The organism is Colwellia sp. 1_MG-2023 (assembly GCF_030546755.1).
In the GTDB taxonomy this organism is placed as follows: Bacteria; Pseudomonadota; Gammaproteobacteria; order Enterobacterales; family Alteromonadaceae; genus Thalassotalea_H.
In genome coordinates this window covers 164695-188876 of the sequence record NZ_JAUOPE010000002.1, presented here as the reverse complement: position 1 = coordinate 188876, position 24182 = coordinate 164695, and the positions used below count along the sequence as shown (strand labels likewise).

Annotated in this window: 17 protein-coding genes; 14 read left to right on the top strand and 3 right to left on the bottom strand. The window is 37.7% G+C overall.

Annotated features, from left to right (window positions below; all coding sequences use genetic code 11):
• Positions 1–129 precede the first annotated feature (129 nt).
• The 10 genes from Q4493_RS02960 to Q4493_RS02915 all read left to right on the top strand — a co-directional run bounded on the left by Q4493_RS02960 (position 130) and on the right by Q4493_RS02915 (position 14270).
• The gene (locus Q4493_RS02960) at positions 130–1173 is read left to right on the top strand and encodes a rod shape-determining protein (protein WP_303449291.1); all 1044 of its coding nucleotides are present in this window, start codon (positions 130–132) and stop codon (positions 1171–1173) included.
• 175 nt (positions 1174–1348) lie between these two features.
• Complete coding sequence (mreC, locus tag Q4493_RS02955) at positions 1349–2236, top strand: rod shape-determining protein MreC (RefSeq protein ID WP_303449290.1); 888 nt, start codon at positions 1349–1351, stop codon at positions 2234–2236.
• Positions 2217–2702 (top strand): rod shape-determining protein MreD, encoded by a 486-nt coding sequence (gene mreD / locus Q4493_RS02950; RefSeq protein ID WP_303449289.1) that lies wholly within the window; start codon positions 2217–2219, stop codon positions 2700–2702. The genes mreC and mreD overlap by 20 nt, the downstream gene beginning before the upstream one ends.
• 1 nt (position 2703) lies before the next feature.
• Complete coding sequence (locus Q4493_RS02945) at positions 2704–3288, top strand: nucleoside triphosphate pyrophosphatase (protein ID WP_303449287.1); 585 nt, start codon at positions 2704–2706, stop codon at positions 3286–3288.
• 28 nt (positions 3289–3316) lie between these two features.
• Entirely contained in the window at positions 3317–4780 is a 1464-nt protein-coding gene (gene rng / locus Q4493_RS02940; protein WP_303449285.1) for a ribonuclease G, read from the top strand.
• A gap of 93 nt (positions 4781–4873) precedes the next feature.
• Positions 4874–8860, top strand: coding sequence for a YhdP family protein (locus tag Q4493_RS02935; RefSeq protein ID WP_303449284.1), 3987 nt, complete (start codon positions 4874–4876; stop codon positions 8858–8860).
• Entirely contained in the window at positions 8853–9680 is an 828-nt protein-coding gene (locus tag Q4493_RS02930) for a carbon-nitrogen hydrolase family protein (protein ID WP_303449283.1), read from the top strand. Before Q4493_RS02935 ends, Q4493_RS02930 begins: the two co-directional genes overlap by 8 nt.
• A gap of 14 nt (positions 9681–9694) precedes the next feature.
• Positions 9695–11134 (top strand): metalloprotease TldD, encoded by a 1440-nt coding sequence (gene tldD, locus Q4493_RS02925; protein ID WP_303449282.1) that lies wholly within the window; start codon positions 9695–9697, stop codon positions 11132–11134.
• Between the two features lie 312 nt (positions 11135–11446).
• The gene (locus tag Q4493_RS02920; RefSeq protein ID WP_303449281.1) at positions 11447–11674 is read left to right on the top strand and encodes a hypothetical protein; all 228 of its coding nucleotides are present in this window, start codon (positions 11447–11449) and stop codon (positions 11672–11674) included.
• A gap of 73 nt (positions 11675–11747) precedes the next feature.
• Positions 11748–14270, top strand: a complete 2523-nt coding sequence (locus tag Q4493_RS02915; RefSeq protein ID WP_303449280.1) for a TonB-dependent receptor — start codon at positions 11748–11750, stop codon at positions 14268–14270.
• 72 nt (positions 14271–14342) lie between these two features.
• Here Q4493_RS02915 and Q4493_RS02910 read toward each other — a convergent pair whose 3' ends face one another.
• Both Q4493_RS02910 and Q4493_RS02905 read right to left on the bottom strand, forming a co-directional pair.
• A complete protein-coding gene (locus tag Q4493_RS02910; protein ID WP_303449278.1) occupies positions 14343–15173 on the bottom strand; it encodes a S1 RNA-binding domain-containing protein in 831 nt (276 codons plus the stop codon).
• Between the two features lie 122 nt (positions 15174–15295).
• Complete coding sequence (locus Q4493_RS02905) at positions 15296–15742, bottom strand: TerB family tellurite resistance protein (protein WP_303449277.1); 447 nt, start codon at positions 15740–15742, stop codon at positions 15296–15298.
• 214 nt (positions 15743–15956) lie between these two features.
• On the opposite strand from Q4493_RS02905, the gene nagX reads away from it, so the two are divergent.
• The 4 genes from nagX (at position 15957) to Q4493_RS02885 (ending at position 23428) form a co-directional block, all read left to right on the top strand.
• Entirely contained in the window at positions 15957–17105 is a 1149-nt protein-coding gene (gene nagX, locus Q4493_RS02900; RefSeq protein ID WP_303449276.1) for a transmembrane glucosamine N-acetyltransferase NagX, read from the top strand.
• A 275-nt stretch (positions 17106–17380) separates the two neighbouring features.
• Entirely contained in the window at positions 17381–18586 is a 1206-nt protein-coding gene (locus Q4493_RS02895) for an efflux RND transporter periplasmic adaptor subunit (protein WP_303449274.1), read from the top strand.
• Between the two features lie 3 nt (positions 18587–18589).
• Entirely contained in the window at positions 18590–21739 is a 3150-nt protein-coding gene (locus Q4493_RS02890) for an efflux RND transporter permease subunit (RefSeq protein WP_303449272.1), read from the top strand.
• Between the two features lie 309 nt (positions 21740–22048).
• Positions 22049–23428: a PhoH family protein gene (locus Q4493_RS02885; protein ID WP_303449270.1), complete on the top strand. Its 1380-nt coding sequence runs from the start codon at positions 22049–22051 to the stop codon at positions 23426–23428.
• A gap of 126 nt (positions 23429–23554) precedes the next feature.
• Here Q4493_RS02885 and Q4493_RS02880 read toward each other — a convergent pair whose 3' ends face one another.
• Positions 23555–24172, bottom strand: coding sequence for a MarC family protein (locus Q4493_RS02880; protein ID WP_303449269.1), 618 nt, complete (start codon positions 24170–24172; stop codon positions 23555–23557).
• Positions 24173–24182 lie beyond the last annotated feature (10 nt).

Genomic DNA, 24182 nt, shown 5'->3' with positions numbered 1-24182 from the left:
TACTGTTTTTTGCAAAATCATGCATCACATCTTCTAAAGTCTGGGGTATGATGAGCAGCAATTATAAAAATAACTTTATTACCCTAGTACATATTTATACTAGCGAGATAGCAAGGACATAGAGATCATATGTTTAAAAAATTACGCGGCATGTTTTCTAACGATTTATCAATTGATTTAGGAACAGCAAATACCCTGATTTATGTAAAAGACCAGGGCATAGTATTAGATGAACCTTCTGTAGTGGCAATTCGTCAAGACAGAGCCGGTGGTTCGAAAAGTGTGGCGGCAGTGGGTGCTGCAGCAAAACAAATGTTAGGTCGCACACCGGGTAATATTGAAGCGATTCGCCCGATGAAAGACGGGGTTATCGCCAACTTTTTCGTCACTGAAAAAATGTTGCAGTATTTCATCAAACAAGTACATAGTAATAATTTCTTACGTCCAAGTCCCCGTGTCTTAGTTTGTGTGCCATGTGGTTCTACACAAGTTGAACGTCGTGCGATTAGAGAATCAGCCTTAGGTGCGGGTGCTCGAGAAGTTTATTTGATTGATGAACCAATGGCGGCAGCGATTGGTGCGGGTATGCCTGTTTCTGAAGCGACGGGTTCAATGGTAGTCGATATTGGTGGTGGTACCACGGAAGTTGGTATTATTTCTTTAAACGGTGTGGTGTATTCTTCTTCTGTACGCATCGGTGGTGATAAATTTGACGATGCCATTATCAATTATGTCCGCCGTAACTTTGGTAGCTTGATTGGTGAAGCAACGGCTGAGCGAATAAAACATGAAATTGGCTCTGCTTATCCAGGTGAAGAATTAATCGAAATTGAAGTGCGTGGTCGCAACCTTGCTGAAGGTGTTCCGCGTAGCTTCACGCTAAACAGCAATGAAATCTTGGAAGCATTACAAGAACCTTTAACCGGTATTGTCAGTGCGATTATGGTCGCGTTAGAGCAATCACCGCCAGAGTTAGCATCAGATATTTCTGAACGCGGCATGGTGTTAACTGGTGGTGGCGCATTATTAAAAGATTTAGATCGATTATTAATGGAAGAAACCGGTATTCCTGTTGTTGTTGCTGATGACCCGCTTACGTGTGTTGCTAGAGGCGGCGGTAAAGCTTTAGAGATGATTGATATGCATGGTGGCGATTTATTCTCTTACGAATAAACGCCCTGATTTCTTCTTTGCTACTGGTTTTCATTTCTTCGTTAAAAGTACTCATTGACTAGCGTCAACTCCGTGCTTCTTCCTTGAACTGAAAGCCATTAGCTTCGAATGAAATAGCGCAAATCATGTAAAATTTTGTTTATTTGGAAAATCTATTGGCTTGTAGCATTAATTTATGAATCCAATTTTTAAACATGGACCATCCCCACAGCACCGGCTAGTTCTGGTGCTGTTTTGTTCTGCTTTGTTGATATTTTTCGATCATAAAGTCAACAGTTTCGAGTCTGTTCGAGGCTATCTTCAATCAATGGTGAGTCCATTACAATACCTTGCCACTACGCCTAAACAACTTATTGATTGGGGGGTGGAAAACATTGTCACTCGTAAGCAATTGATCGAAGAGAATCAAGAATTTAAAACTAATGAGCTGCGCTATCAAGAACAATTAATGCAGCTAAGTATGCTCAAAAAAGAAAATGATCGATTGCGTTCTTTATTAGCTTCTCCTGTTCGAGCAGACGCTAAAAAAATGGTCGCTGAAATATTATCTGTTGATAGCGATCCGTACTCACATCAAGTGGTGATTAATCGTGGCGCGAACCAAGGGGTTTTTGAAGGTCAAGCGGTGATAGATGACCAAGGTATTGTCGGACAAGTATTACATGTCGGAACTATTTCTAGCCGTGTTTTATTAATTACTGACGTTACTCATGCTGTGCCTGTTCGAATTAGTCGAAATGGTATTCGTTTGGTCGCCAGTGGCACCGGTACCATTGATCGATTAACACATAATTATGTGCCCCATAGTACCGATGTGCGAGTAGGCGACTTATTAGTGACCTCAGGATTAGGCGGCAAATACCCCGAAGGTTATCCTGTTGCACGAGTTTCGGCCGTTAGACAAGATGAAACGCGGCCTTTTGCACAAGTACAAAGTGAGCCGGTTGCTCAGATAAATCGTTTACGATATTTATTATTGTTATGGCCAGAAAAGCCAACCAATATTTTTTCATCAAAGGATGATTTAGCGGCAATTAATGAGGATGACGATATTGGCACATAACGGCATAATCATAATTTTTACCTTATTAGTGGCTTTGATGGCGAGTATTATGCCAATGCCATTGAGTATTGACGCTTTTCGGCCTGATTGGGTTCTCGTTGTTTTACTTTATTGGTGTTTAGCCTTGCCTACCCGAGTTAATGTAATAACGGCTTGGGTTATGGGATTCTTATTGGATGTATTGTTAGGTTCGGTATTAGGACTGCATGCCGCTGCTATGGCACTGTCTGTTTATATTGTGGCTGGAAACTTTCAAAAAATACGAAACTTCTCTGTTTGGCAACAAGCACTGATAATTGGCGTGATATCAGCTTTATATCATTTACTGGTTTTTTGGTTTCAGCGATTTTTAACCGATGTTGTTTTTCTTCCTAGCTATTTATACCCGGTTTTTACTTCCATTATTTTATGGCCTTGGGTGTTTTTATTACTGCGTAAAGTCCGTCGTCATTTTAAAATAAAGTAATATGAAATCATTAATTTTAGCGTCACAATCGCCACGTCGTCGTGAGTTATTAGCACAATTAGGTTATCAGTTTACTTGCTGCCCAGCTGATATTGATGAAACAGTCAAAATTAATGAGACGCCGATAGAATATGTTCAACGTTTAGCTGTAGAAAAATCTGCTCATATAGCAAAAAGTCAGCCGGAAACAACCTTGGTATTAGGATCAGATACTTGTGTTGTTTATCAGAATCAAATATTAGGTAAGCCAGATAATTTAACTCAATCGATAGATTGTTTATCTATGTTGTCAGGAAATACTCATCAAGTGTTAACGGCAATTGCGGTTGTTCAGGGACAGTTCAGCAAGGCTTTGGTAGTTTCTACCGATGTCACGTTTAAAACGTTAACTAAAGAAGAAATCATCAACTATTGGCACACAGGTGAGCCGCAAGATAAAGCTGGGTCTTATGGTATTCAGGGCATCGCCGGACAATTTGTGAAACACATTAGTGGTAGTTATTCTGCCGTGGTTGGCTTACCGTTATATGAAACGGCACAATTGCTCGCTGAATTTTCTTGCCCAACGCCTGTCCAAAGTATTTAACGTACAGAATTGAATAAAAGGATTAATCATGAGTGGTGAGTTACTCGTTAATGTTACACCAAGTGAAACGCGCGTTGCGTTAATTGAAAACGGCGTGTTACAAGAAGTTCATGTTGAACGTGAAGCTAAACGAGGATTAGTAGGTAATATTTATCTCGGTAAAGTTATTCGAGTGCTACCCGGGATGCAGGCGGCATTTGTTGACATAAACTTAGATAAAGCCGCTTTTTTACATGCTTCAGATATTAACTCTAAATTGATCTTAAAAGAAGATGAACAAAGTGATCAAGTACCTGATATAAGATCTTTAGTTCATGAAGGGCAACATATTGTCGTACAAGTGGTTAAAGACCCTTTAGGAACAAAAGGCGCACGTTTAACTACTGATATTACCGTGGCGGCACGTTATTTAGTACTGATGCCTAATTCTAGCCATGTGGGTATTTCTCAACGTATAGAAGAAGTTGAGGAAAGAAAAAGATTAAGAGATATTGTGTTACCGTATTGCGGTGAAGAACATGGCTTCATTGTTCGTACAGCCGCAGAAGGTGCTGGCGATGAAGAGTTGCGTCATGATGCTGAGTTTTTACGTCGAGTATGGATAAAGGTTTTAGAAAGAAAAGCACGTAAACAAACCCAAACAGCGATTTATCAAGATTTATCATTAGCGTTTCGTGTCCTGCGTGATTTTGTCGGAATCTCTTTAGAGCGAATTCGAATTGATTCTAAACTTACCTTTGATCAACTGGGCGAGTTTACACAAGAGTTTGTCCCTGAATTAAAAAAGGTACTTGAATACTATCCCGGCGAAAGACCCATATTTGACTTGTTTGATGTTGAAAATGAAATTCAACGAGCCTTACATCGTAAAATTGAGCTTAAATCTGGTGGTTATTTAATTATCGATCAAACAGAAGCTATGACAACGATAGATATTAATACCGGAGCATTCGTTGGTCATCGTAACTTAGAAGAAACTATTTTTAATACCAATATTGAAGCAACCCAGGCTATTGCAAGACAACTAAGGCTGCGTAATTTGGGGGGGATTATTATTGTTGATTTTATTGACATGCTTAATACTGACCATCAAAAACGCGTACACCACAGCCTTGATGTAGCCATGAGCAAAGATAAGGTAAAATATAGTATCAGTGGTTTTTCTGCTTTAGGATTAGTGGAAATGACTCGTAAACGTACTCGCGAAAGTTTAGAGCATATATTATGCGGTGAGTGTTCTGTGTGTGAAGGAAGAGGACATTTAAAAACTGTTGAAACAATTTGTTTTGAAATTTTGCGTGAAATCGTTCGAGTAAATAGGGCTTATGATGCAGATAAGTTCATTGTTTATGCTGCGTCATCCGTGAGTGAGTCATTAATTAATGACGAGTATCATAACCTTGCTGAGCTTGAAGTATTTATTGGTAAGCAGATAAAAATACAAACTGAAATCATGTATAATCAAGAGCAATTCGATGTAGTGATGATGTAAATAACTCAAGGAGGAGTCATTTGAATTTACCGGTAAAATGTAAAATCGAGTAAAGCAATTTGGTCGATAAAGTGTAGAGATATTTTTAAAGATATGGGTATATCGAAGGTTTCAAATCGTTGGTTAAATCGCACCTACAAATGTATTGCCATTTTTTTGGTGATCTTTGCGGTGTTGATCAGTGCTTTGCGTTTATTTCTGCCTTACGCCCATAATTACCGGGAAGATCTACAAGATTACATAAATACCACCTATCAAAGCGATATTGTTATTGGCGCTTTAAATATGGGATGGCAGAGCTCCGGACCAACTTTACAAGCGGAAAATGTCAGTCTTTTGCAAACGGATGGCTCTGAAGTTTATATACAAGCTTTTGATATTAATATTGATTTTTGGAAGAGTATTCGCTTTAGACGAATCATTACCAAAGACTTTACTTTAGATGGCGTAAAAGTTTTATTTGACGACAAAGTATTAGCGAATAATGCTAATTCAGAGCAAAATGCTACGTTAATCAATAGTGTCACAGAACTATTTCTCAAACAAATAGGGCGCTTTTCGGTAAAAAATAGTCAAGTTATTTACCGCAAAGGTAAAAGTAAACATACCTTTTTAATTAGCCAAATAGATTGGTTAAATCAAGGAAAAAGCCATCAAGCACACGGTAATGTAATTGTTGATGGATTAACATCAAATAACCTACAGGTTAAGCTTGATCTTCAAGGCGAAAAATTAGCTGATATGAAAGGGGTTATTCATTTAGATGCTAATCGATTAAATATTACTCCTTGGTTGGACCAAGTGCTGGCTATTGATAATGAGAATACCCATTCAACGGTTAATTTTAATGCTTGGTTGTCAATAGACAAAGGAATAGCAAAAAAACTTCAAGTAGTACTAGGTAATAATCAAATTGCTTGGCAACACCAAGAAAATATTCGCACATTAAATATCGATCAAGGACAGATTTTATTTCAACACCTTGATAGTCTAGAAAAACTGCAAATCACTTCATCTGATATTCAAGTTAGCTCAAATGAACAAACATGGGCACCTTTAAATTTTGATATCAAAAAAGTAAATAAAGAAACCCATGGGTTTATTTCAACCGTTGATATTGCAGGTCTTGCTGATTTATTGCCGTTAGTGATTGAAAAAACAGACGTTAATTTATTAATTGATGAGTTAGATCCAGTCGGCACAATAAATGATGTTTATTTTAAGTTTGCCAATGATAAACTTTCCACCGTTGCGCAATTCTCTGACTATTCCAGTCAATACAGTAACGGTATTCCGGCAATCGAGAATGTAACTGGTGAAATAATATATTCAGATCAGCAACTGCAAGTGGACTTTAATGCCAGTGATGGCGCTTTGAACTTCGATAAACATTTTAAAGCACCTATTGTTTATCAACATTTAGCGTCAACCATCACCATGAAATTTGTTGAGAATTCATGGCAACTTACCAGTGATAATATCAGCTTTGCTTCAGATGAAATTAAACTCAATGCCGAAATAGGTGTGTTTTCCGAGCCTGATAAAGACATAGAGTTATCGTTATTAGCAACTGCTTTTGACGGTAACGCAATATACGCACAATCATTTTATCCTCATTTATTAATGGGAGAAGATTTAGTTGATTACCTAAATGGTGCCTTACAGCAAGGTAAACTTGAGCAAGCCTTGGTATTAATTCAAGGACAGCTAAATAGTTTTCCTTATCCGAAGAACAAAGGCACATTTATAGTTGATGCTGAATTAGTTGGCTCTACTTTTAAATTTGATCCAAATTGGCCTTCGATTAACCATTTTAATGCCAATTTAAATTTTACTAACAATAGTATGATGATCACTGGCCGTGAAGGATTATTAAGCGGTATTGATGTGAAGGGAGTAACAGCTGCTATTACTGATTTAACGCAAAACAGTGTATTAGCGGTAGAAGCTAAATTTAAAGAAACGGCACCAGGGCTCGTTACCAATTTAATGATCACTAGCCCGTTAAACGAAAGTGTTGGTGCGGTACTAGAAAAAGTTGTGATCAGTAAAAATATAGCGGGCAAGTTTTCATTATCTTTACCTTTAGATAATCCGGATTTAACAGTCGCACAAGGTGAAATCGCCTTTAATCAAAATAAAATAGCATTACAAGCACCTGAAATGAATTTTACTCAAGTGAACGGGTTATTGAGCTTCGAAAATGAAAAAGTTAATACCCAGCAACTAAAATTAATGTGGCGCAATATGCCATTAACACTGGACGTAAATACCTATGATAAAGAAGAACATTATCAAACAGATATTAACATTAATGCACAATGGCAGAACAAAGAATGGCTTGCCCAACTACCTGAATTACTTAAACCTTATGGAGATGGTTCATTAGATTGGCAAGGTGCGCTTGAGATTAAAAACTTTCATGATGGACAGTTTTCATATCAATTAAACATTCAGTCAGATTTACTACAAACACAATTAAATTTACCTGCGCCTTTTGATAAAAAAGTAAATCAAAATAAACTCGCTAGCGCTAAAGTTTATGGTAACCAAGATCAATCTCGAATTGATGTCAAAATTGGCGATTCGCTTAATTTTTATGGCAATTTAAATCATCAATTGGCTGCGTTTACCCAATCACACCTTATTTTAGGTGATGAAGAAATGTATTTACCGATGAATGGATTCCATATAACGACGAATTTAGATGAAGCTAAATTTGAACAATGGCAGCCTTTTGTTGGCAAAATTATTGATAGTATACCCGCTGCTGATACAACCGATTCTTCTCCTGGGTTGTTGGAAAAACCGCAGCGAATACGAGGAAATATTGGCAAGCTTACCTTCTTAGATGAAGCTATTCATGGTGTATCTTTTAAATTAGAAGATGAATTAAGTTGGTGGTTATTAGAATTAACTAGCAAAGAAGCTAGAGCAAAAGTGAAGTTTTATCCCGATTGGCATACTCAGGGACTTGATGTTAACGCTGATTTTATTCATTTAGCCCCCGAAAAACTGTTGTTTGCTAAATCCAAAATATCTGATGGTGAAGTAGAAATAGCTGAGACTACTCAGACAAACGAACAAGCCGCGCCATTTGATATTCACGTTAATGACGAGTTTTTTAAAAACGTTCCTCCGTTACAAGTTAGGTGTGCTAGTTGCTCTTACGGAAATTTAAACCTTGGTAGTGTTAATTTTATCTTGGAAAGAAAACGAGATGATTTACTCGTGGTGAATAATTTTGTTTCACAACGAAAAGATAATAAATTATCGCTTAACGCACAATGGCAGCATGATCAAAAAACCTCAAAGACAACAGTTACAGGCGATTTAAATAGCAAAGATATTGAACGTGAACTTGAACGTTTAGGTATTTCATCAACGGTGAAAGATAGTGGCTTAAAATCAAACTTTAATGTGAATTGGTTTGGTGGCCCACAAGATTTTACTTTAGCGAGTGTCAGTGGTGATATCCGAGGCGAACTTGATGAAGGTTATTTAGCTGAGGTGCCAGACCAAGCCCGTGCGTTTTCAATTTTAAGTTTACAATCTTTAGTGAGAAAACTTAAATTTGATTTTAGAGATATCTTTAGTGATGGTATGTTCTACAGTAAAGTCACTGGCGATTTTCACCTTCAAGACGGCATTATTTATACTAAAAATACTTTTTTAAAAGGTTCGGCCGGAGACTTAACGGTTAGCGGTAATACCGATCTAATTAATGAAGCATTAGATTATCGCATGTCGTATAAACCTAATGTTACCTCAAGTTTACCGGCTATTGCGTGGATAGCTACCTTAAACCCAGTGACGTTTTTAGCGGGTATTGCCATTGATGAAGTGATCACTTCTCAAGTTGTTTCAGAATATAAGTTTGAAGTAACGGGATTGATCAGTGAGCCAAGCTTTAAAGTGGTTGACAGGAAAACACAAAATATTAGTGTAGGCAGAGACTCTCCTCCACAAGTGGTGGAAAATATTCCAACGCTTGAGCAAGAAACATTGAACGTGCCCCCTCAAGAGCACAAAATTATCAATGAGCAAAAGCCAAATAGTCAGGAAAATAAAAGTGGTTAAACTCTCTGCAATACAACTTACCTCTGAGCCAAACGTAGCCGCTAATTTAGCGGTTATCGAACAAGCGTTATCAGCTTTGGCGTATAGTGATAACCACCTTGTAGTATTGCCAGAGTGTTGTTTGTTTTTCGGTGGCAAAGATGCTGAACAATTAGCATTAGCGAAGGCAACCTACCAAGATAATGCTTTAATTGAGCAGTTGGCTGCATTGGCAAAAAAGTATGCGGTAAATTTGATTGCAGGCAGTATCCCAATTTATCAGCCTAATACTGATAAATTTACCAATAGCAGTTGTGTATTTTTATCGTCAGGTGAGCAAATAGCGCAATATGACAAGATTCATTTATTTGATGTGAATGTCGATGATAATGAAAAGAATTATCTGGAATCACGTTATACTCAAGCGGGACAAAACGTAGTTACTGCCAATATCAATCAAATGAAGGTAGGCTTAACCATTTGTTATGATTTACGTTTTCCTGAATTATACCGTCAATTAACAACGTTAGGCGCTCAAATAATCACGGTTCCCAGTGCCTTTACTAAAGTAACAGGCCAAGCACATTGGGAAAGTTTATTACGTGCTAGAGCGATAGAAAACCAAGTATATATCGTTGCCGCCGGCCAACAGGGTGTTCATGAAAATGGACGCGAAACATGGGGGCATAGTATGATTATTAGTCCTTGGGGTGAAATACTCGCGAGTAAATCAAAAGGGCAAGGCACCATTAGCGTAGATGTTTGTTTATCCGAACTATCTAAAATTCGTTCGGCCATTCCGGTAGCTGAACATAACCGATTTTTTACCACATTGAAGTAACAAGTAGAAATTATATGAATATAGTTGAGCGTGAGCTCTTGGCTGATAGCCAAATCGATAGAAGTTTTTTGCATGACACCCTAAATAGCATATATCAACGAAATGTTGATTTAGCGGATCTGTATTTTCAATCAAGCGCTCATGAATCTTGGCTGTTGGAAGATGGTGTTGTAAAAGAAGGTTCATACAATATTGAACGTGGTGTAGGTGTTCGCGCTATTTCAGGTGAAAAAACAGGCTTTGCGTATTCTGATGATATTTCAGCACATGCTTTAACAAAAGCGGCTGACGCTGCAAAAGGTATCGCTTTTGCAGGAAAAAGTGGCACTGTTCATGCGTTTAAAGCGCAATCACAACCTGAAATATTTCAAGGCGTTGACCCAATTGGTAGTTTGACTCAAGAGCAAAAAATCACTCTATTACATGAAATGGAAGCCCATGCGCGTTCTATTGATAGCCGTGTTAAACAAGTGATTGTTAGCTTATCTGGTGTGTTTGAAAAAGTATTAGTCGCGGCAAGCGATGGTACATTTGCGACAGATATTCGTCCATTGGTGAGGTTGAATTGTTCGGTATTAGTTGAGGACAATGGTAAACGAGAACGTGCAAGTGCCGGTGGTGGCGCTAGAACTGATTATAGTTATTTTTTCGAGGCTGAAGGAAATAAAGCGCGTTATTTAGCTTATGCTGAAGAAGCGGTTCGCCAAGCATTAGTCAATATAGTTGCTATCGAGTCGCCTGCGGGAAGTTTCCCTGTTGTGCTTGGCTCTGGTTGGCCGGGTGTGCTTCTACATGAAGCGGTTGGTCATGGCTTAGAAGGCGATTTTAATCGTAAAGGCTCATCAGCATTTTCAGGAAAAGTGGGAGAGCAAGTAACTTCAGAGCATTGTACGATTGTTGATGACGGTACGTTAGCGAATCGTCGCGGTTCTTTGAATATTGATGATGAAGGTACGCCTGCTCAATATAATGTGTTAATCGAAAAAGGCATTTTAAAAGGTTATATGCAAGATAAGCATAACGCATCATTAATGGGCGTAAAACCAACCGGTAATGGTCGCCGTGAATCTTACGCGCATTTACCTATGCCACGCATGACCAATACCTATATGCTAGCGGGTGAACATGATCCGAAAGATATTATTAAATCAGTTAAAAAAGGTATTTACGCGCCACATTTTGCTGGCGGACAAGTAGATATCACTTCGGGTAAGTTTGTTTTTACTAGTTCAGAGGCTTATCTAATTGAAAATGGTGAAATAACGACACCAATTAAAGGTGCTACATTGATTGGAAGCGGCCCTGAAGCGATGAAAAATGTTAGCATGGTGGGTAACGATTTAGCGCTTGATGCTGGTGTTGGCGTGTGTGGTAAAGATGGCCAAAGCGTGCCTGTTGGTGTTGGGCAACCTACATTAAAAGTCGATGAAATGACCATAGGTGGCACGCAATAACCCTTATTTTATCGTTAATGGATATGATTATTTAAATTTACAATTAGTTTAATTGTTTTGTTAAAGACACCTTTTGAGGTGTCTTTTTTTGTGCGAAAAATAAACATGAAGCTTATATGATCGTATATTGATATCTAAAGCGTATGAAATGTATTCACTTAGCGTTAAGCTGACAATAAATGTAGTTGAATGACATGTACATTCATTGCAGAAAAAACGTGACTGTTATATTATCACATTATGAATGACACTTATCTGCACAAGAATACGTTACTAAGGCTTATCACACTGTTTGTGTTGATGAGCTTTTCGTTGGCGAGTTTTTCGCATGTCGTGCATAGTGGTGATGTTGGTAGCCAGCAAGTAGAATCTCTTGACTGTAAATTATGCCAACATAATCTCGACAATAATAAAAATGAACTTACCGTAATTGAAGAATTTACGGTACAGTTTTTTATTTCCTCCCCCCTAAAAAGCTCGCTGCTTGAATACCATCAATTTTTTCTCATTCCAGCGTTGAGAGCGCCGCCAATTAACTAGATTCGTTAAATATAAAACATAAACATTAAATTTTTATCTTTATCTTATTTATATAAGTTAATTGGAAGTACCCATGCAATTAAATAAAATCACAGCGGCATGCATTATGTCGTTGGCAGTTTCACATGTCGCCTATGCACAAAAAGTATCAGGTATAGTCGAAGATTTATCAGGTAAGCCAGTCGCTAACGCGAAAGTTGTCGTTGTAAATAGTTCCCAATCAATGACGACTAATGAGTTAGGTCAATTCACTTTTGATAATATTTCAAAAGGCGACATTGAGTTACATGTGACAGCAAGATCTTTTAGTCACAATAATTACCATCTTGAGGTTACGGATACTGACTTAACCGGTGTGTTAGTAAAAATGACGCCTAGCGTGATGGAAGTTATCGATGTACATGCCACACCTTTACATTCTTCAAATATAGAATCTGCATTACCAGTTAATGTGATCGCCGCTGATGAATTACGCATGAAACACGCCTCGACGTTAGGTGAAACGTTAAAACATGAAGTGGGTGTACATTCTAGCTATTACGGCCCAGTGTCAAGTAGCCCTATTATCAGAGGATTAGATGGTCCACGTGTCTTAATCACACAAAATGGTTTAGATGTAGGCGATGCTTCAAGAGTAGGCCCTGATCATGCAGTGTCATCCGAAACAGCTACCGCTCAACAAGTTGAAGTACTTAGAGGACCGGCAACCTTATTTTATGGTAGTGGCGCCATTGGTGGGGTAGTGAATATAGTTGATAGTCGTGTACCTAAAGCGCTTGATGATGGTCTAGATTATATGATCAAACATAATGATGTAGCTGATGAAAGTGAAGGGGCATTTTCATTAAATACTTCATCAGGTAACCTTGCTTTTCATTTAGATGGCCTTTGGCGAGAATCTAATAACTATGAAATCCCTGGTTTTTCCGAAACTGAAAATGCTCATCAAGAACATGAAGAAGAGGATGATCATGATCATGACGAGCATGAAGAAGAACTTGGCTCAGAAGGTGTGTTATTAAATAGTGATTCGAAATCTTCAGGATTCACTGTTGGTACGAGTTATATTTTAGAAAATGGTTTTATTGGCTTTTCTTACGGTAGAACGGATAGAGAATATGGCATCGTTGGTCATAGTCATGATCATGGTGAAGAACATGAAGAACATGAAGAACATGAAGAACATGAAGAACACGAAGAGCATGAAGCTGAACGTGTTTATGCCGATTTAAAACAAGACCGTATTCAGTTATTAAGTGAATTAAATTTTGATGAAGGTGTTATCAACAGAGTGGCAAGTAAAGTTGCTTATACCGATTATCAACATCAAGAAATAGAAGATGGTGAAGTAGGAACACAGTTTAAAAACCAAGTGTTTGAAGCGCGTTTTGATGCCTATCACCGAGAATACCAAGGTTGGAAAGGTGCGTGGACATTACATTATAAAAATAGTGATTTTGAAGCGTTAGGTGAAGAAGCATTTACTCCTCCTTCTGAAACAAGTTCTGTCGCATTAGCTTGGTTAGAAGAAAAACATTTCGATGATGTGTTGGTTCAATTAGGTGCCAGACTTGAGCATGTTCAATTGGATACTAGTGGTACATATGAAGTTGAACATCATGACGAGCATGAAGAAGAACATGATGAAGCTGATCATGACGAACATGAAGAAGAACATGACCATGAGCACGAAGAAATGTACTTTGATGCGCAAGAATTTACGGCAGCAAGTGCTTCATTAGGTTTAGTATGGGATTATCAGTCAGGTTATAATTTAGGGTTTTCAGCGTCGCTTTCTCAACGAGCACCATCATCAGCTGAAGTATTCTCTAAAGGAGCACACATTGGTACAGGGAGCTTTGAAGTAGGGGCTATTTATGATGTTGAATATGAAGACGGCGAAGTTCATTTTGAAATGAACGATCAGTCGTTAGAGATAGAAACAGCCTATAGTTTAGATATTACCTGGCGTAAATTTGAAGGCGACTTTGGTTTTGTCGTGAGTGCGTTTGTTAATCATATTGACGATTATTATTACCAACAAAATACCGGCTTATTTTTTGAAGATGAACATGATCATGACGAACATGAGGAAGAACATGACGATCATGAGCATGAGGAAGAACATGAAGAAGAAAGCGAAGGGTTACCTATTTACGTTTATCAACAAAATGATGTCGATATGTATGGTCTTGAAGCTGAAATGGTTTATCAAGTCACCCCTAATTTAACCACCACTGTCTTTGCCGATTATATTAAAGCTAAATTGAGTGACGGCGGAAATTTACCTCGTATACCTCCTAAACGCATTGGTGGGCAGCTAAATTATCAAAGTGAAAACTATGCGGCAGAGTTATCTTTCAGTCATTATTTTAAACAAGACGATGTGGCACAATTAGAAACGAAAACCGATGGATATACTATTGTTGATGCCAATGTTAATTATTATTTAGACGGTATTGGTGATGACTTTGTGGTGTTTGTTAAAGGCAATAATCTGACGAATGAAGAAGCCCGTGTTCATGCTTCATTTTTAAAAGATGTTGCTCCGTTACCGGGCAGAGGGTTTGAATTTGGTGTTAGAGGTAGTTTTTAATTTGTTGAAAGCGCTACTTTAAACGGTGTATAAAAAGGAGCTTTAATAGCTCCTTTTTTATCATTGAGAAGTTTATTTTAAACGAATGCCATCTTTTTCAATGGTGATTTTGCCTTTTTTTAATAAGTTTCCAACGGTCGATTTAAAGGTTTTTTTACTCACCCCTAAGGTACGTTTGATTAGTTCTGGCGAGCTTTTATCATGCAAAGAACTAAAACCACCTTGCTCGGCAATATGAGCAAGTAATTTGTCGGAAAAGTCATTAACTTTACCTTCGCCAGGGCGAGAAAGTGATAAATCAATTCTGCCATCTTCACGGATATTTTTGATATATCCGGTTACTTTTTTACCAATACGCAAGGGTTGAAAAATTTCATTATCATACAATAACCCCCAATGGCGATTATTGATGATGGCTTTAAAACCTAAATCCGTTTTACCACCAATAACCAGGTCTACTTTATCCCACTTTTGATAGTCTGCCGGCCAAATATCCAAAAAGCGGTCAATCTTACTCGAAGCTACAAGACGTTCAGTCGTTTTATCTAAATAGATATGTACTAAGTAATATTTCCCGGTTTCCATTTTGGAATGTTGTTCGTTATAGGGAGCCAGTAAATCTTTTGGTAACCCCCAATCAAGAAAGGCACCCATTTTATTTACTTGTGACACTTTTAATGAAGCAAATTCGCCAAGTTGAGCAAGCGGTGTTTCAGTAGTGGCAATTAATCGATCGGCTGAATCGACATAAATGAATACCTTAAGTTGATCATCAATTTGACAGTTTTCTGGTAAATAGCGATTAGGTAATAAAATTTCTCCCAGTTCGCCAGCATCTAAATAAGCTCCATTAGCCATAATGGCGATGACAGGAAGGGTATTATATTGACCAATAGTTGCCATAGTTTACACTCTAAATTGTTGATAAATGAAAAAGACAATCGCTATTATATCGTATTGCTTTACTTGCGTGTTGACTATTCGAGTAAATAGCTTGTTTAAAAATTATGGGGAGTAATGAAATATTACTTTTCTTTGACTGAGCTTTTAGCTCGAATATATTGAGCATGACTTAAATGCAAGAGATCCGAAATTCGTCTAATGATATGCTCTTCAATACTCGCAATTTCACCATCAGCCATCGCTAATTGCCATAATAAGGTCACTATTTTCTCTTTCTCATGAGGGGAATAATGGCTATTTATTTTTGAAGTAAATTGATGAAAATCAATAGCATGTTCGCTTAATTCAATCGCTTTTTTAATGAGTGCTGTTACTTCATTTGACGACAATGCAAATTGCTCAGAAATAATCTCTGTTAGAAATAGTTGCTCTGTATTATCTAAATGTCCATCGGCTCTCATCACTTCACATAACAATACGGTACAAGCCATTTCAACACTTAACGTGTTCTTTTCTGTAGAAACGTCTTCATTTAATGACTGAAAAAAGGTCGTTATTTTAGCTAACATAGTAAACTCCTTACTTTTGTTCATTGTTGTTTTTTATCACCGATAACTCAAGATGTTAAACGCAATAAATTGTTTCAATGCTCAATAAACTTTAAATCAAGGGCAATAAACATTTGAGGTTTGCTATTTAGTTAACGACTCCTTACAATCATTAAATGACAGCGCTGTCTAAGATGTGTCTGAAAGTTCATTATAATAAAAAATAAGGGTAAATATGAGTCAAATTCAAGCGTCATCTGAAACGCCCCCAGTGAAAAAGAAACGATTATTATCGATTGACGCTTTGCGCGGTTTCGATATGTTTTGGATATTAGGTGGTGAAAAGCTATTCGCAGCATTTTTTATTATTACCGGTTGGTCTATTTTTCATTTCGGTGCTGAGCAAATGGAACACTCGGTTTGGCATGGTTTCACCGCTTATGATTTAATTTTTCCACTGTTTATTTTTCTTTCTGGCGTAAGTTTAGGAATTGCTGCAAAACCTTTATCAAGCTACCCCGCTGACCAAGCTAAATCTATTCTTCATCACGGAGTTAAACGTTTAATTTTATTAATTATTTTTGGTGTTTTATATAATCACGGTTGGGGAAATGGCATGCCTGCGTCGCCAGATGATATCCGCTATGCCAGTGTGTTAGGGCGTATTGGTATATCGTGGTTTGTGGCCGCACTGTTGGTATGGTATGTCAGTGAACGAACTCAATGGATTGTCGCGATAGCAATTTTAGTCGTTTATTGGTTAATGCTGCAGTTCCTTACTTTAGGTGGCCTTGGTGGAGGAAACTTCACTGCAGAAGGTGCATTAAATGTGTGGTTTGATCAAACGTTTTTACCGGGGACGACGTATCGAAATTTGCCGTTAGATCCTGAAGGGTTATTGTCGAACGTAACTTCTGTGGTTAATGCGCTCATTGGTGTTTTTGTTGGTCGCTATATGGTTCAACATTTATCCAATGCTAAGTATTTACTTATTCGACTATTATGTGCAGGTATTACATTACTTGTTTTGGGCTATTTATGGGGGATGTTCTTTCCAATTAATAAAACGTTATGGACAAGCTCTTTTGTTTTAGTAACAACAGGTTATAGCATTTTATTACTTGCATTGTTTTATGCACTAATTGATGTGATTGGTCTAACGCATTGGGCGAAATTTTTTGCTGTAATTGGTACCAATTCAATTATTGTTTATTTGGGGTCAAGCCTGATCAATTGGCAATATACTAGTAAAAGCCTATTTGGTGGTTTTATTAACGTTGCTCCGGCAGGTTGGCAGGACGTTATCTTATTTGGTGGCATGCTTTTATTGCAATGGCTTGTATTATATTGGTTATATTGTCGAAAAATTTTCATAAAAGTATAAAAATTAGTTATTCTCACTAAGTACCATTAAAAAAGGAGATCTTCGTAAGGTCTCTTTTTATTGTTTTTATTTCAAACGATGGTTTTTAACTCATTGTTTATTAGGTGAATTATATATTTATCTTGTTTTTATCCTACTTCATCGCATTTCGGCGCGATATTTGTAACAAGCGTTTACAACTTTTGTAAAATACAATGCTGGTAATTCGTTATCATTACTATCAATGAAATTTTATAAATTGTTACACTTGAAAACATATATCCGAGGAATTAGTGGTGACTAGAAAAAAACAAATTATCGTCCCAATTGTCATTTTAATCGCAGGAATTTTACTTTTTATGGCTTTTGCAAGTATGAAGAAGCCACCTGAAGAAAAAGCGAAAGTAGACAATACCCCTATCGTGGCAGTTGAGGAAATTTCTGTCGCGCCTATGACTTTAACCGTTGATTCATACGGCATTGTCACTCCAAAATATGAAACTGAAATTGTTGCACAAGTAAGCGGGCTTATTGTTGAATTGTCTGACGCATTCGTGCGTGGCGGCTTTGTCGAAAAAGATCAGTTACTCGCGCGTATTGACCCAAGCGATTATGAAGCTGCTTTAATCGATGCAGAAGCAAACCTTGCCTCAGCATCTGCAGCTTTAGAACAAGAGCAAGCACAAGGTAAAGTAGCCGAGCAAGAGTGGAAACGCATTACTGATGCATCTCCTACGGAATTAAGTTTACGTAAGCCGCAACTTGCACAAGAACTTGCAAGAGTTAAAGCTGCTGAGGCTGCCGTGTTAAGAGCGAAACGTAACCTTGAACGTACTGAAATTAGAGCGCCTTATAATGCCATGATTGAAGATCGAAATATTGGTTTAGGAGCATTTGTTGGTACTGGTAATCGCGTTGGTAAATTATTAGGCACAGAAACGGCTGAAGTACGTTTGCCCGTTGCTGATAATCAATTACAGTTTTTAATTGATCAAGGAAAAGAAGCCGAGGTTGATTTAGTCGGAACTTATGCCGGTATTGATACTACATGGCGAGCACATATCGCACGCTCAGAAGGCGTTATCGATAACAAAAGTCGCATGAGTTATTTAGTGGCTGAAATTAAAGATCCATATTCATTGTTACCTGCTAATCAGGACGCTAAAACTCCTTTGCGTTTCGGTTCATATGTCAATGCAAATATTCTTGGTTTAGCCTTAGCTCAAGCTACTAAATTGCCTCGTTATTTAGTAGTTAATAATCAAGTTGCTGTTTTAGATGATGAATCAAAACTTCACTATGTAGATATTGAAATTGTTCGTCAAGATGGTGGAGATGTCATTGTTTCTAAGGGGTTAACCCATGGAGATCAATTAATTACTTCAGCACTTGATTATCCTGTTGATGGCATGAAATTAGCCCTACCGGGTGATAAATCTGAAAATATTGATGCTGAAGAAAATAAAGAAACTGACACACAAATCGCCAGTGTTAAGGACTAAATGATGGATGATACGCATAAAGGCTTAATTGCTTGGTTTGCACGCAATAGTGTTGCGGCCAATCTATTAATGATATTTATCTTAATTGGTGGGTTATTGACCATTCAAACCATCAATAAACAAATGTTTCCTCAGGTAAAAATAAATTGGATTTCTTATTCTGCACCTTATCCAGGAGCAGCTCCACAAGAAGTTGAAGAAGGGATCACGATAAAAATTGAAGAAGCGTTAGAAACGGTTCAAGGTTTAAAACGTGTTATTACCTATTCAAACCGTAACTATTCAAATGGTTGGTTTGAGGTTGAACTCGATTATGATCCGCAAATTGTCTTAGAAGAAGTTAAATCCGCGATTGATTCTATTTCAAGCTTTCCTGACGGTATGGAGCGTATCAAAGTTGAGCGTGAAAAGTTTCGTCAAGAAGTGATGTACATCAGCTTATATGGTGATTTAACAAACGGAGAGCTCAAAGAGCTTGGACGAAAAATCCATAACGAGATACAACAATTACCACTGATAAATATTTCTGAATTTTACAGTGGTTTAGGCTATGAAATTTCTGTTGAAGTGAGCAAAGACAAATTACGTGAATACGGATTAAGTTTTAACGATGTTGCAATGTCTGTGCGTAATTATTCTCGCAATATGTCAGCGGGACAAATTCGTGCGGAAAATGGCTATATAAACTTGCGTGTTGAAAACCAAGCCTATCGTGGTCATGAATTTGAACAAATTCCGGTTATTACTTTAGAAGACGGTTCTAAAGTGCTATTAGGTGAAATCGCAACCATTATTGATGGTTTTCAAGAAGGTTTACAATACTCTAAATTTAATGGCAAAAATTCTGTAACTTTCTTTATTGGTGCCGCCGATAATCAAAGTATTACTGATGTAGCTAAAGTCGTTAATAAGTATGTTGAAACGAAGTCGGATGCGTTACCGGCAGGCGTAGAATTAGAAACATGGGTAGACATGACCTATTACCTTGAAGGTCGCTTAAACATGATGCTTGAGAACATGGAAAGTGGTGCGGTTTTAGTTTTCATCATGTTAGCGTTGTTTTTGCGAGTGCGTTTAGCTTTTTGGGTAATGATGGGCTTACCGGTATGTTTCTTAGGGACATTGTTATTAATGCCGTTGGAGTTTATCGACGTTACTATTAATGTGATTAGTTTATTCGCCTTTATTTTAGTATTAGGTATTGTCGTTGATGATGCCATCGTGATGGGTGAAAGTGCCCATGATGAAATAGAAGCAAGTGGTCATAGTACCGAAAGTGTCATTCGCGGGGTTAAGCGCGTCGCCATGCCAGCAACGTTTGGTGTTTTAACAACCATCGCGGTATTTGTGCCTTTCCTCTTTGGTGAAGGACCTTCATCAGCTTTTGGGAAAGCGATTGGTGCTGTCGTTGTCTTGTGTTTAATTTTCTCATTAATCGAGTCGAAACTTATTCTGCCTGCTCACCTGGTTAAAATGAAAATTAAAGAATTTAATCCTAAAAATCCTTTAGATCGTTTACGCGCGTGGATTGATACAAAACTAAAAGCGTTTATTGAAACTAAATATCGTCCGGCTTTAGCATTATGTATTGAGTATCGTTATGCCGTCTTTATGTTTTTTATCAGTTTAATGTTAATAAGTGCAGGTTTGTTTGCAGGTGGTTTTGTTCGTTTTATTGGTCAACCTAAAATTCCTCATGATTTTCCACGTATTAGCGTAGAAATGAATGTTGATGCTTCAGAAAAAGCGACACTTAAAACCCTGTTAGATATTGAAAAAATTATCTATAAAATAGATAAAGATATTGAAGAAGAATATGGCACAAGCATGATCTCTGATATGCAAGTCGATCTTCGTAGCCGTACTAGCGGTCGGGTAATGGTAAAACTAGTTATTCCTAAACTTAGACCTATGAATACCTTTGAATTAGCTGAATTGTGGCGTGCGGCAATTCCTAATTACCCTGGAATGAAGTCGTTATCTATTGATGACAACTTGTTTGGCGGTGGACGTGATGATGGTGATATCGCCTTTAGGTTAGAATCTCAAAGTGATGCTCAGCTTTTGGCCGCTGCAAAAGTGTTAAAAGAAAAACTGAATACACTGAAAGGAGTTGGAGATGTTAATGATAGCCGTCAAACTAGTGCTAAAGAAGTACAGCTTGAGCTTAAGCCTTTAGCTTATAGTTTAGGGCTAACACTTTCTAATGTTGCCTCTCAAGTGAGCTATAGTTTTTATGGCTTAGAAGCACAACGTATTTTGCGTGATACCGAAGAAGTAAAAGTAATGGTTCGTTACCCATTAGAACAACGTAGCTCGGTTGGTCATGTCGATGATGTCATGATTCAAGCACCTAATGGAGCCGAATTACCTTTATCAGAGTTAGCTGATATTAGCTTAACTGATGGTGTAACCCGTATCCGTCGTGAAAATGGTAATCGCACGATAAATGTTTGGGCGAGCGTTGACGCTGATCAGGTTGAACCATTTGAAGTGGCAAAAGATATTCGTGATAACTTTATTCCACAGCTATTACGTCAATTCCCACAAGTGCAAAGTGAGGTTTCGGGGCGAATTCAAGAAGAAATGGAAAGTGCAAGCTCTCAGGTGCGTGATTTTGTTATTTCGCTCCTTGTGATTTTCTCACTATTAGCGATACCATTAAAATCATATTCACAAGCTGTGATGATTATGGTGGTGATCCCATTTGGCGTTATCGGTGCGGTCATGGGACACTTTATGCTAGGAATGGACTTAAGTGCCTTGTCTGTGATGGGAATATTAGCTGCTTCAGGTGTTGTGGTGAACGACTCGTTAGTGATGGTTGATTATGTCAATAATTCTAGAAAGTCAGGCGTGCCATTAAAAGATGCCGTTATGTTTGCAGGAACTAAGCGCTTTAGAGCGATTATGTTAACGTCGTTAACGACCTTTATGGGCTTAGCACCAATTATTTTCTTTGAAACCAGTGCGCAAGCGCAAATCGTTATCCCGATGGCGATATCGTTATCCTTCGGTGTACTATTTGCTACTGTAGTGACATTAATATTAATTCCAACCTTGTATGTCATTATCGAAGATTTAAAACGTGTCCTTTCACGAAAAAAGAAAAAGCAACTACTTGAGCCAACCGGTGAGGAAGTTACATCGTAACGCTTAATTGAGTTAACAATGTCTATCAAACCAGTTATTGAAAAATAACTGGTTTTTTTATGGAAAAATTTAAATTTTATGCTTGATAAAAATTCATTTATCTAGCGTAGAAGTCACTTGCAAGACTATAAATAAACTGTCAAAGTGAAGGTGACTTCGCTCGCTGATTTGCTCAAGGAGGTTATTGCTACAAAAATGATTGTCGATCATTTTGTCAGCTACATTGTTATGCTTTTGGTGCATAGCCACAGGTATAGAAAGTGACATATTGGTTGACCCATTGTTTATCAATAATTATGGAACTTTTTTATGACTGAAGAAAAAATCACATACATTTTAGACACCAATATTTTACTGCACGAACCCTTCGCTTTTTTATCTTTTCAAGAACATGATGTCGTTGTACCTATGACGGTATTAGAGGAATTAGATTCGATTAAAGATCGTCATAAAGACGTAAGTCGAGATGCTAGAGTTGCCATTCGAGCGTTAGAAGATGCGCTAGCTGATGCCACTCCAGAAGAGGTGATGGCGGGAGTTTTATTACCTAATCATAACGATGACAATATTACCGGACGTTTAGCAATTTTTAATGATTATACGCTAGAGCAAACGGCTGGAAAATTATCATTTAATGAAAATGATAATCGCATCATCAATACTGCAATTCACATTCAAAACCTTAACAAAGATCGCAAAGTCGTATTAGTCACTAAAGACATTAATATGCGATTAAAAGCAAAAGGTGCAGGGCTTAACTTTGTTGAAGATTATCGAACAGATCAGCTTATTGACGATATTCAATTTTTAACCAAAGGCTACCATAAGTTTTCAGGAGATTTTTGGGAGCACGTTAATGATTGTGAAAGTGAAACTGAAGGACGCAATACCACGCATTACATTAAAAAAGATCTTCTGCCTAGTGTATATATGAATGAATATTTACTGGATGAAGGAGAGCATTTTGCCGGAAAAGTAACCGGTTGGGATGAAGAGAATTTAGCCATAACCGATATTAGTCGTGAACGCTTAATGTCGAAGCAGGCGTGGGGCATTCATCCGAAAAATGTCTATCAAGGAATGGCAATGGATGCCTTACTTGATCCGAGTATCGATTTAGTCATATTAACAGGGCCAGCCGGCTGCGGTAAAACCTTGCTGGCATTAGCTTCTGCGCTTGAATTGGTGGTAGAACGCGGTTTATACGATAAAGTGATAGTGACGCGTAGCACGCCAGAAATAGCAGAATCTATCGGTTTTTTACCTGGCACAGAAGAAGAAAAAATGGCGCCATGGCTTGCTGCTATTACTGATTCATTAGAGGTGTTGCATAAACAAGATGAAAATATGGATGGTAGCTTAAATTATATTATGGAGAAGGCGAATATTCAGTTTAAGTCAGTTAACTTTATGCGTGGCCGGAGTATTCAAAATGCCATTGTCTTGCTTGATGAATGTCAAAATTTAACCGCTTCACAATTAAAAACTATTATTACTCGTTGTGGCGAAGGCACTAAATTGGTGTGCTCAGGTAACTTAGCGCAAATAGATAGTAATTATTTAACGGCATTAACATCAGGGTTAACTTATATTGTTGAACGTTTTAAAGATTTTCCTGGCAGTACTACGGTAAACCTTAATGGGGTAGTTCGAAGCCGATTAGCCTCATTCGCGGAAGAAAATTTATAAGACTTTTGGCTTTCAATAGAATAAGGGGGATGGCGTGTACTTGATAAAATATGGAGCTAAATTTAGCTCCATATTTTATATGAACAATGTAATTTTTTGTCTAATGAATTGTTAAGTTTCTCGGGGTTAAGCAATCATATGATAATACTCACCTAACCCTTCAAGAATGTTTTTGACAGCAACCGAAGATAAAATGACTCCCATTATTCTGCTCACGACACTTGCGCCACTACTGCCAATCACTTTATTTATCCAGCCGGCCAGTAACATTAGAATATAAACAAGCACTAAAACCGACAGCATCACTAATACTGTTTGTGTTTGTTGCCAAAGCGTAAACACTGAATTTTCTGTCAGTAAAACCGCTGCTAACATTGCACCCGGGCTAGCAATAGAAGGCACAGCAAGCGGGAAAATCGCAGTGTCTCGATGGTCTTTTTGAAACTTTTTAATTTCCTCATCTGGTTTGCTTTCGCCAAAGATCATGGTTAATGCAAAAATAAACAGTACGATACCTCCGGATATTTGAAAGGCAGGTAAAGGTATTTTTAATGCATTTAAAATTAGCTCTCCAACGACAACGAAAAATATTAAGATAAATGCTGATAACAGCGTTGCTAGTAAAGCGATCCGTCGCTTGGTTTTTGGTGTAAATTGATCAGTTACAGCGATAAAAACCGGAATCGTTCCTATGGGATCAATAACGGCAAAAAATATGATAAAAGTAGCTACAATATCAATCATCTAATCTTCC